The following is a 10081-nucleotide window of genomic DNA, read 5'->3' as shown; positions in this document are numbered from 1 at the left end:
AACCTCAGGTGTCTTCTCGCTGCGGGATCTTTTTCCCAAGTGGCTCCGCCACGAGGGAAAAAGCTGTCCTCGCGAGAAGACACCTGAGAACCCGCGGGTGGTCCATCTGCGTGCGTGGTCACTGCTCAGCGGCTCCGCCGCTGACAGGACACAGATCAAGAGCGGTCGTCAGCCTCAACCGAGGCTGGCCCCCGGTGGGTGCCCGGAACTCCGGTGGAGTTCCGGGCACCGCTGTTCACCTCGGAGCCGGGTTGCTCACTGCGGGGGTGCCAGGACGACCGCCGAGTTGTGGCCGCCCATGCCGATGGAGGACTTCAAGGTGAGCCCTCCGGTCAGCGGGGTGGGCCCGTCGAGCAGCCGCGGGTTGCCCGGTGCCCGCCGTGGCGGGGCCGGGATGAACCCGTGCCGGTAGCCGAGCGCGGCGACGGCGACCTCGACCGCCGACGCGGCGCCCTGGCAGTGCCCGACCAGCGGCTTCACCGAGTAGATCTCGGTCTCCGCCGCCAGCAGGTCCTCGCAGAACCGCGCCTCGGCGCGGTCGCACTGCGCGGTGCCCGGTCCGTGCGCGTTGAGGTAGCGGATGTCGCCGCCCTTCACCCCGGAGTTGTCCAGGGCGTCGGCGACGCAGCCCGTCACCTCGGTCAGGCTCGGTTCGATCGAGGTGACGTGGTGGGCGTCGTGCGACATCGCCCCGCCGAGCACCTGCGCGTACGGGGTGCTCAAGCCGCGCGAGAGCACCATGCCGACGGAGGCCTCGCCCATGATGAAGCCACGGCTGCCCTCCTGGAACGGGCGGCACGCGTCCAGCGGCTCGGTGTCGGTGATCGTGACGCCGAGGCGCTCGAAGTGCAGCAGGTTCTCCGGGCTCGCCGACAGGTCGGTGGCCACGAACACCACGTCGTCGACGATGCCCGCGTCCAGCCAGGCCTTCGCGGTGAGCAGCCCGGCGTTGCCGGAGGCGCACATCGCGGAGACGTTCATGGCGGGCCCGTGGAAGCCGAACTCCTTCATGAACGTCGACATGGGCGTGGACGGCATCAGGGCCAGGTACTCGCGGATCGTCACCCGGCCTTCGCGGGCCTGGTAGAACTCCCGCCACAGGTCCACTTCACCGAGCACCACCGCGTGCAGGAGCCCCACGCGCCGACCCGGTGTCCATCCCCGGTCCTCGGCGTCGCCGATCGCTTCGCGGGCCGCGGCGCGCATCGACCTGGCGAAGCGGCTCGGCCCGTCGGCCGGGTCGCCGCCCTCGGGCACCCGCGCCACCCAGGCGGGCCGGTCCTGATCGGGCCCGTGCCCGTCGACGAGCGAGGCGGCGAGCTCGGAGGCCGCCAGCCCCTCCCACAGGGCCTCGCGTCCCCAGCCGTAGCCGGTCACGGCACCGATGCCGCCGATTTCGATTTCAGAGTGCTGGGAGATCATCGCTCATCCCTTTCTCGCTTTTGTGATCGATCGATTTCGTGTCGCCGCGTCGGTTCGCCGCGATTCGCGTTCGACGGCGCCGGAAATCACTCGCCGAGAGCCGGGCGGAATTTCCACCGGTCCCGATCGAGAAGCGGGTCGCCGACATCGAGATCGAACTACGCGCAGTCACCCATTCCTGTGAACTGCGACAACGAAATCCTCTTTAGAGTGAAGCGAGAAGGCGAGCAATGGATACCAATAGTGCTTTGAGCCTCGATTTACCACGCGAATGGTCCAAGAGATCACTACGAACACATCCCGCGACATCACATCCCGTGTTCGCCGCCGCGACGCCACGGGCTTATGATCAGCCGGGCTCCCCGGCCGCCCGGCCACTCAGGACGGTTCGTGAGCAGCACGCATGGGAAACTACGAGCGTTCGGATACCGATCCGTCCGACCGCGAGGAAGGGACGCTCCAAGGCTCGGCGCCGGAACGCCAAGGCCGTGAACGGTGGTGGTTCGTTAATGCGGATGGCGTGCACCAGATCTGTCCCGTGGATGTTCGATGGAAGTTGACCCAGTGGCCGAGCACTCGATAGGCCCCGAACTGGACCGCGAGTTCCTGGACCTCGCACTGACCGCCAACGGCGCGGTCCGCTGGTCGCTGTCCCTCAAGGACGACACCATCACCTGGACCCGGGGCATGGACGCGCTGCTCGGCGTTCCCGGAGAGAGCGACGAAGCGCTGCGCGACCGCCTGGTCGACCTCATCGCTCCGATGGCGGTCTCGGCGCGCGCCTCCGCCGCATGGCACGACCTCGACCTGGAACAGCCGCTCGGCGATGACGACGCGGGCGAGCCCCGGTTCATCCACTTCCACGCGCGCCGGTTCCGCGACCACGACGCCGGTGACCACCTCATCGGCGTGGCCGCCGACGTCACCCGCGTGCACCAGGACCGCCAGACGCTCACCGACCTCGCCGACCGGTACCGGCTGCTGGTCGAGCTCAGCCCGGACGCGATCTGCGTGCACCAGGACGGCCTGGTCCGCTACGCCAACTCCGCGACCCTGAGCATCCTCGGCATCGACAGCCCCGAACGCGTGATCGGCCGGCCCATCACCGACTTCGTGGAGACGCGTTCGGTGCCGAAGATGAACGAACGGCTCCGCTCGCTGACGCTGCCCGGTTCGCGGACGAAACCCGCCGAGGCCGACCTCAACCGGTTCGACGGCACCACGGTTCCCGTCGAAGTCGTCTCGGTGCTCACCACGTGGGAGGGCCGCCCCGCGCTGCAGGTGATCCTGCGCGACATCACCGACAAGAAGGCGGCCGAGGCGAGCCTGCGCTACCAGGCGGCGCTGGTGCAGCACGTCAGCAACGCCATCATCGCGATCGACCACGACGCGGTGGTCACCAGCTGGAACCCGGCCGCGGAAGCGGTCTACGGGATCTCCGCGAAGCACGCGCTGGGCAGGCCCGTGGAGGAGCTCGTCGGCGCCGCGCTGCGCCCGGCGGAGCTGCTGGCCACCGGCGGGGTCAGCGAAGCGCTGCACCGCCGCGGCGACGGCAGCGCGCTGGTCGTGCGGGTCTCGGCCGCGGAGATGGACGGCGGCTACGTGCTGGTGTGCGCGGACGAGACGGCCCGCCGCCACGCCGAGCGCACCTTCGCCACCGTCATCGACGCGCTCGACGAGGGCGTGCTGGTGATCAACCCGACGGCGATCGTCGAGTCGGCGAACCCGGCGGCCCAGCGCATCCTCGGCGCCCAGCCCACGGAGATCGTCGGGGTGAACGCCGACGCGTGGCCGATGTTCGACGAGAACGGCGACCGCGTCACCGAGCAGACCCGCCCGTCGGCGACCACGCTGCGCACCGGGCAGCCGGTGAACTCGCGGGTGCTGCGCGTGCAGCGCGGCGACGGGCAGAGCGTGTGGCTGGCGGTGACTGCGCGGGCGCTGAACCCGGACGACCGGCCGCCGTACCGGGTGCTGGTGTCGTTCAGCGACATCACCGAGAGCCGGGCCGCTCGCGAACGGCTGGAGCACGAGGCCACCCACGATCCGCTGACCGGGCTCGCGAACCGGACGCTGGTGCTGCGGCACCTGGACGCGGCGGTGAACTCCCCGCACCGCGAGCAGGCGCTGACGGTGCTGTTCGTGGACCTGGACAACTTCAAGATCGTCAACGATTCGCTCGGCCACGGCGTGGGCGACGAGGTGCTGCGCAACATCGGGCAGCGGCTGGTGCGCGCCACCGACGACCGCGAGTTCGTGGGCAGGCTCGGCGGCGACGAGTTCGTGATCGCCACCCAGAACCCCTTCGACCAGGAGGAGCTGAGCGTCCGCGCCGACCAGCTGCTGCGCACCCTCACCGAACCGACGCACGTGGAGGGCATCCGGCTGCACGTGGACGCCAGCATCGGCATCGTCGTCTCCCGGCCCGGTGACACCCGCTCCGCCCAGGACCTGCTGCGCGACGCCGACGTGGCGATGTACCGGGCGAAGGCGCAGGGGCGCGGGCGCTACACGTTCTTCGACGTGGAGCTCCGCGAGCGGGTGCAGCGGCACATGCTGCTGGAGCAGGACCTGCGCCACGCCGTGTCGCAGCAGCAGCTGTGGGTCGCCTACCAGCCGGTGGTGGACCTCAAGTCCGAGCAGGTGATCGGCGCCGAGGGGCTGCTGCGCTGGACGCACCCGGAGCACGGCTCGATCTCCCCCGCCGAGTTCATCCCGCTGGCCGAGGAGAGCGACCTCATCAACGAGATCGGCGAGTTCATGCTGCGCACGGTCACGAGGGAGTTCGCCGAGCTGCGCCGGGAGCACGGCGCCGCGCTGCAGATCAACGCGAACCTCTCCCCGCGCCAGCTGGGTGATCCGCGGTTGCACGACATCGTGCGCAACGCGCTCGACGACGCGGGGATGCCGCCGGAGGCGCTGTGCCTGGAGGTCACCGAGAACGCGCTGATGCAGGACGCGACCTCGGCGGTGCGGGCGTTGCGCGACCTGCGCAAGCTGGGCGCGTTCCTGGCCATCGACGACTTCGGCACCGGCTACTCCTCGCTGGCCCAGTTGCGGCGGTTGCCGCTGGACACCCTCAAGATCGACCGCTCGTTCGTGTCCGATCTGGGCGAGTCGGAGGACGTGCAGGCCATCGTGACGAGCATCGTGGCGATGGCGCACGCCGTCGGGCTCAGCGTGGTCGGCGAGGGCGTGGAGACCGCCGAGCAGCTGGAGATCCTCCAGCGGATCGGCTGCGACCTGGGCCAGGGCTTCCTGTTCGGCAAACCCGCCCCCCTGAACGATTTCGCGAGCCTCCGCAGCATCGCCTCGCGCTGAGCGGTCGGTCGTGCCGTCCGGGCGCCCGCGGGCGCCGACGCCACGGCTCGAACGCGACGATCAGGCTTCCACCGCCGCCGGGTCGTCCTTGAAGCACTCCGCGCGGAGTCAGAGGACGGCCGGTTCTCGTCTCGGGGGGAGGGCGGGGAGCGCGTTGAGGAGGCTCCGGGTGTACGGGTCGCGGGGTGCGGTGAAGACCTCCTCTTCCGGGCCCTGCTCGACGACGCGGCCGTCCTTCATCACCAGCACGTGATCGCTCATGTGGTGCACCACGCCGAGGTCGTGCGAGATGAACAGGTACGCCACGCCCAGTTCGGCCTGCACGGTGGTGAGCAGGTCGAGCACTTGGGCCTGGATCGACACGTCGAGCGCGGACACCGGTTCGTCGCACACGATCACCGATGGCCGGGGCGCGAGCGCGCGGGCGATGGCGACGCGCTGCCGCTGCCCGCCGGACAGGTGCAGCGGTCGCCGCCGCCGGTGCTCGTCACCGAGCCCGACCTGCTCCAGCAGCTCGCCGACCCGTCGCGAGCGAGCGCGTGAGGTGCTGAACTCCGCCGGATCGAGGCTGTCGCGCAGCACGTGCTCCACGCTCCAACGGGGGTCGAAGGAGCTCAGCGGGTCCTGGTAGATCACGGTGATCCGCTTGCGCAGCGGCCTGCGCCGGCGCGGGCTCAGCGTCGTCCACGGGCCGTCGAGGAGCTCGACGGTGCCCTCGTCCGGCGCCTCCAGTGCCAGCGCCATCCGGGCGGTGGTGGTCTTGCCGGAGCCGGATTCCCCCACCACGCCGAGGGTTTCGCCTGCCCGCAGCTCGAAGGACACGTCGTCGACGGCGGTGCGCACCCGCCGGTCGGGGCCGCGGAAGCGCTTGACCAGACCCGAGGCGCGCAGCACCGGGGCCTGCGTCCGGGTGGTGCCGCGGTCGGGCAGCACCGTTCCGGCCGGTCGGTCGGGATGCGGGGACAGCAAGGTGCCCTTCGGGTGGTTCGAGGGCACGGCGTCCAGCAGCGCCTTGGTGTACTCGTGGCGGGGAGCTCCCAGCACCTCGCCGACCGGACCCTGCTCGACGATCTCGCCCTGCCGGATCACGGCGACCTCGTCGGCCAGCCGGGACACCACCGCGAGGTCGTGGCTCACGAGGATGAGGCCCTGCCCCGCGCGCTTGCGCTCCGCGAGCAGGTCGAGGATGCGGACCTGCACGGTCGCGTCGAGCGCGGTGGTCGGTTCGTCGGCGATGAGCAGCGCCGGATCCAGCGCGATGGCCTGCGCGATGAGCACCCGCTGCCGCAGTCCGCCGGAGAGCTCGTGCGGCAGCTGGCAAGCGCGCACCCGCGGTTCCGGCACGCCCACCTCCTCCAGCAGCGCGTGCACCCGCTCGGCGCGCTGCGCGCGGTTCCCCCGGCCGTGCAGCGACAGGGCTTCGGCGACTTCGCGGCCCACGGGACGCAGGCGGTCCAGCGAGACCAGCGCGTCCTGGAGCACGAACCCGATGTCGCGCCCCCGGATCCGCCGCCACTGCCGGTCGCCGAGCCCGCGCAGGTCGGTGCCCGCGAATTCGAGGCGCCGCGCCGACACGTGCGAACCGGCGCCGGTGAGCCCGACGAGGGTGCGCGCGGTGACGCTCTTGCCGGAGCCGGATTCCCCGACGACGGCCAGGCACCGACCGGCGTGCAGCTCGAACGACGCCCCGCGCACGACCTCGCGCGCGCCGAAGCCGACTCGCAGGTCCTCCACCCGCAGCAGCGGTTCAGCCGTCATGGTGCGTTCCTTCCAGTCGTCGCTGCAAAGCCCGGCCCAACGCGGTCACCGACAGCGCCAGCCCCACCACGGCCACGCCGGGGAACACCTCCAGCCACCACGCGTGGGTCATGTAGGCGCGGCCCGCGTCCAGCAGCGCGCCCCACTCCGAGGACGGCGGCGCCGCGCCCAGGCCGAGGAACGCCAGTCCGGAGGCCCACACGATCGACTGGCCGACGCCCAGCGTCGTGGCCACCGCCAGCGGGCGCATCGCGTTCGGGAAGATGTGCTGGACGACCACGCGCGGGTAGGAGTGCCCGAACGCGGTCGCGGCCTCGACGTAGCCGGAATCCCGCGCGGCGAGCACCTGGCCGCGGATCATCCGCGCGTAGCCGGGCGCGGTGCCGACGCCGACCGCGACGACGAGCGTCACCGGCCCCGGCCCGAACACCGCCACGAACAGCAGGGCCAGCAGCAGCACGGGGAACGCGAACAGCACCTCGATGAACCGGTTGATCGCCCCGTCCAGGAATCGCCCGGACAGCCCGGAGAGCACGCCCAGCACCACCGCCGCCGACATGCCCAGCGCGGTCGCGCCCACCCCGATCAGCAGCGAATCCCGCGCGCCGTGCACGATCCGCGCGTACAGGTCGCGCCCGGAGGGGTCGGTGCCGAGCGGGTGCCGCCACGACGGCGGCTCCAGGACGCGGGTGAGGTCGATCGCGAGCGGGTCGCGAGCGGTCACCAGCGCGGGCCAGAGGGCCGCGGCGGCGAAGAAGGCCACGGCGACGGCGGCGAGCAGCAGGCCGGGGCGCAGCCGCACGACCGGCCGGGAAGGTGCGGGAGCGAGTGCGGTCATGAGTCGCCCAACGTCGGGTCGATGAGCGCGTACAGCGCGTCGACGATCAGGTTCGCCAGCACGTACACGACGGCGACGAACAGCACGATGCCGCCCACAAGCGGGATGTCCCGGCTGTTCGCGGCCTGCACCAGCACCTGCCCGATGCCGGGGCGCACGAACACCGTCTCGGCGATCACCGCGCCGGAGAACAGCGCGCCGATCGCCCAGCCGGACAGCGACACCGCGGGCAACAGCGAGTGCCGCAGCACGTGGCGCACCCGCACCCGCAGGTCGCTCATGCCGCGGGCACGGGCGGAGAGCACGAACGGGCGGTCCAGCACGGCGGTGAACTCGTCGCGGGTGACCTGGCCGAGGAACCCGGACAGCGGCAGCGCCAAGGTCAGCGCGGGCAGCACCAGTCCCAGCGCACCGCCCCGGCCTTCGACGGGCAGCAGCGGGAGCTCGATGGCGAACACCACCAGCAGGATCGCGGCCAGCCAGTAGTGCGGGAGCGCGGCGGCCACCGTCTCCAGGCCGGAGCCGATCGCCGTGAGCCACCGGCCGCGTCCCGCGGTGAGCACCGTGATCACCACCGCGAACGCCCACGCCAGCACGAGCGCCGCGCACGCCAGCACCAGCGTCGGGGTGATCTGTTCGAGGATCAGCCCGAGCACCGGGCGGTGCAGCTGGTAGGAGGTGCCGAGGTCGCCGCGCAGCAGCCCGGCGAAGTAGTTCCAGTACTGCACCGGCAGCGGATCGTCGAAGCCGTACTGCGCGTTGACCGGCGCGAGCTCCTCCGGCGTGCGTTCGCGGTTCTCCCCGCTGGACTGGTTGAGCAGCAGCGTGGCCCGGTCCCCCGGCATCAGCGCCTGGATCAGGAAGGTGCCCGAGGCCGCCGCCCACAGCACGATCAGCGCGCCTGCCGCGCGGGCGGCGATCCAGCGCGCGACGCGCCGCCCGGACCCGGTCCTCGGCTCGGGGAGTTCGACCGCGGTCATCGGACGAACCTCGCGTCGTGGAACACCGGTTCTCCCTGGGACTTCTCGATCCACACGTCGCGCAGGCCCGGCCGCACGGCCAGCGAGGTGGTCTGGGTGTAGAGGCCGATGGCGACCGCGTCCTCGGAGATGATCCGCTGCGCCGCGGAGTACAGCGTCCGCTGCTCGGCCGGGTCGAGCGTGGAGTTGGCGCGCGAGATGAGGCGCTCCAGCTCCGGGTTGTCGTAGAAGGTGTTGTTCTGCGGGTTCGGCCGTTCCGGCAGCCTGCGCCGCCAGTTGATGTAGAGCAGGCCGGGCGTGGGGCTCGTCCAGTAGCCGGTGATGGCGTTGTAGCTGTCCGGGGAGGAGTACTTGCCGCCGAAGTACTCGCTCTGCGTCGCGGGCAGCAGCTCGACGTGGAAACCGGTGTCCTTCGCCATCTGCTGGATGTTCTGCAGCAGCGCCACGCCTTCCGGCCCGATCACCGCGCCCGCCGGGTAGACGATCACCGGGTGGAGCTCCACGCCGTCCTTCACGCGGTAGCCGGCTTCGTTGCGCCCGGTCCAGCCCGCTTCGTCGAGCAGCGCGTTCGCCCTGGGCACGTCGCGGCGGTGCGCGTCGGAGAATTCGGGGTCGTGCAGCGGAGTGCTGCTGCTGAGCGCGCCGTTCCCGTTGTGCGGCACCACGTCGAAGAAGGCGGCCCGCACGGCGGACTCCCAGTCCGCGGAGTGCGCGAACGCCCGGCGCACCCGCACGTCGTCGAACGGGGCGCGGGAGACGTTGATGTTCAGCGCCACGGGCCTGCCGGGCGTGATGTACTGCTGCACCTCGAACCGCTCGCGGGCCTCGCCCCAGTCGATGGCGGGCACGTTGTAGATCACGTCGGACTCGCCGCCGCTGAGGGAGCCGTAGCGCGACGTGGGGTCCTTGAGGAACTTCCACTCCAGCTTGCGCGCGTACGCCGGGCCCTGGTGCTTGGCGTTGGCGGGCGCGGAGGTGTAGTTCTCGTTGCGCACGAAGGTGATCTGCTGGTTGCGCTCCCAGCTCTCGATGCGGAACGGGCCGCTGCCGACCGGTTGCTCGCAGTTCGCCCGGGTGCCGCGGGCGAGCGCGGTGGGCGATTGGATGCCGAAGTAGCCCTGGGTCAGCACCGTCAGCAGCGGCGCGTACGGCTTGGTCAGGTGCATCCGGAAGGTGCGGGCGTCGACGGCCTCGCCCCGCTCGTAGTACTCGCCGATGTAGGCGAACACGGTGCTGTTCTGCGTCTCCGGGTCGAGGTAGCGCTCGAAGTTCTCCCGCACCGCCGCCGCGTCCAGCGGCGTTCCGTCGGTGAAGCGCACGCCCGGCTTGAGGTGGAAGGTGTAGGTCCGCTGGTCCGGGGAGATCTCCCAGCGCTGCGCCAGCCACGGCACGACCTCGCCGCCGGAGTCCAGCGACACCAGGTTGTCCAGGTACTGCCGCGCCAGGTAGGCGTTCTGCACCCAGCCGCCGTGCACGCAGGGCGGTTCCTGCTCGTGGGCGTACTCGATGACCCCGTCGTCGTCCGGTGCCGCGCCGTCGGCGGCCGAGCAGCCCGCGGCCAGCGCCACCACCAGGAGCGCGGCCGTGGACTCGGCCACGAGGCCGGGCAACCGGGCGGCGCGGCCGGGCAGCGATGTGAAGCCCATGTCCCTCCTCCTCCGCGACCGGTGCACCCGCCGGACGCGGGTGTGCTCCGAAAGTTAAGGAGCGCCGGTGGCGGCGCCAAGGGTTGCGATCAGGGAGATGCCAACCCTCGGCCGGG

Annotated in this window: 6 protein-coding genes; 1 reads left to right on the top strand and 5 read right to left on the bottom strand. The window is 71.4% G+C overall.

Translation table 11 applies throughout. From position 1 onward, the window contains the following. Positions 1 to 255: 255 nt before the first annotated feature. On the bottom strand, positions 256 to 1422 hold the full coding sequence (locus tag ACWD38_RS17920; RefSeq protein ID WP_450124488.1) for a beta-ketoacyl synthase N-terminal-like domain-containing protein: 1167 nt from the start codon (positions 1420 to 1422) through the stop codon (positions 256 to 258). A gap of 549 nt (positions 1423 to 1971) precedes the next feature. On the opposite strand from ACWD38_RS17920, the gene ACWD38_RS17915 reads away from it, so the two are divergent. After that, the gene (locus tag ACWD38_RS17915) at positions 1972 to 4743 is read left to right on the top strand and encodes a sensor domain-containing protein (RefSeq protein ID WP_450124487.1); all 2772 of its coding nucleotides are present in this window, start codon (positions 1972 to 1974) and stop codon (positions 4741 to 4743) included. A 108-nt stretch (positions 4744 to 4851) separates the two neighbouring features. Here the strand turns inward: ACWD38_RS17915 and ACWD38_RS17910 are convergent, their stop codons facing one another. The 4 genes from ACWD38_RS17910 to ACWD38_RS17895 are packed head-to-tail and all read right to left on the bottom strand — an operon-like array spanning position 4852 to position 9965. Then, positions 4852 to 6501 carry a dipeptide ABC transporter ATP-binding protein gene (locus tag ACWD38_RS17910; RefSeq protein WP_450124486.1) on the bottom strand — a complete coding sequence of 550 codons (1650 nt, stop codon included), beginning with the start codon at positions 6499 to 6501 and terminating at the stop codon, positions 4852 to 4854. Beyond that, entirely contained in the window at positions 6491 to 7339 is an 849-nt protein-coding gene (locus ACWD38_RS17905) for an ABC transporter permease (protein WP_184478612.1), read from the bottom strand. The genes ACWD38_RS17910 and ACWD38_RS17905 overlap by 11 nt, the downstream gene beginning before the upstream one ends. Further along, positions 7336 to 8319: an ABC transporter permease gene (locus ACWD38_RS17900; protein ID WP_184478611.1), complete on the bottom strand. Its 984-nt coding sequence runs from the start codon at positions 8317 to 8319 to the stop codon at positions 7336 to 7338. The genes ACWD38_RS17905 and ACWD38_RS17900 overlap by 4 nt, the downstream gene beginning before the upstream one ends. Continuing rightward, a complete protein-coding gene (locus ACWD38_RS17895; RefSeq protein ID WP_450124485.1) occupies positions 8316 to 9965 on the bottom strand; it encodes an ABC transporter substrate-binding protein in 1650 nt (549 codons plus the stop codon). The genes ACWD38_RS17900 and ACWD38_RS17895 overlap by 4 nt, the downstream gene beginning before the upstream one ends. Between the last annotated feature and the right edge of the window lie 116 nt (positions 9966 to 10081).

It is taken from the genome of Saccharopolyspora sp. NPDC002578 (assembly GCF_053592695.1).
Note: the sequence above shows the minus strand (reverse complement) of the source record. Positions and strands in the feature narration are given on the sequence as shown.

Coding starts and splice junctions, on each gene's coding strand:
- ACWD38_RS17920 (WP_450124488.1), bottom strand. CDS start 1,422: ATGATCTCCCAGCACTCTGAAATCGAAATCGGCGGCATCGGTGCCGTG.
- ACWD38_RS17905 (WP_184478612.1), bottom strand. CDS start 7,339: ATGACCGCACTCGCTCCCGCACCTTCCCGGCCGGTCGTGCGGCTGCGC.
- ACWD38_RS17895 (WP_450124485.1), bottom strand. CDS start 9,965: ATGGGCTTCACATCGCTGCCCGGCCGCGCCGCCCGGTTGCCCGGCCTC.
- ACWD38_RS17910 (WP_450124486.1), bottom strand. CDS start 6,501: ATGACGGCTGAACCGCTGCTGCGGGTGGAGGACCTGCGAGTCGGCTTC.
- ACWD38_RS17900 (WP_184478611.1), bottom strand. CDS start 8,319: ATGACCGCGGTCGAACTCCCCGAGCCGAGGACCGGGTCCGGGCGGCGC.
- ACWD38_RS17915 (WP_450124487.1), top strand. CDS start 1,972: ATGGAAGTTGACCCAGTGGCCGAGCACTCGATAGGCCCCGAACTGGAC.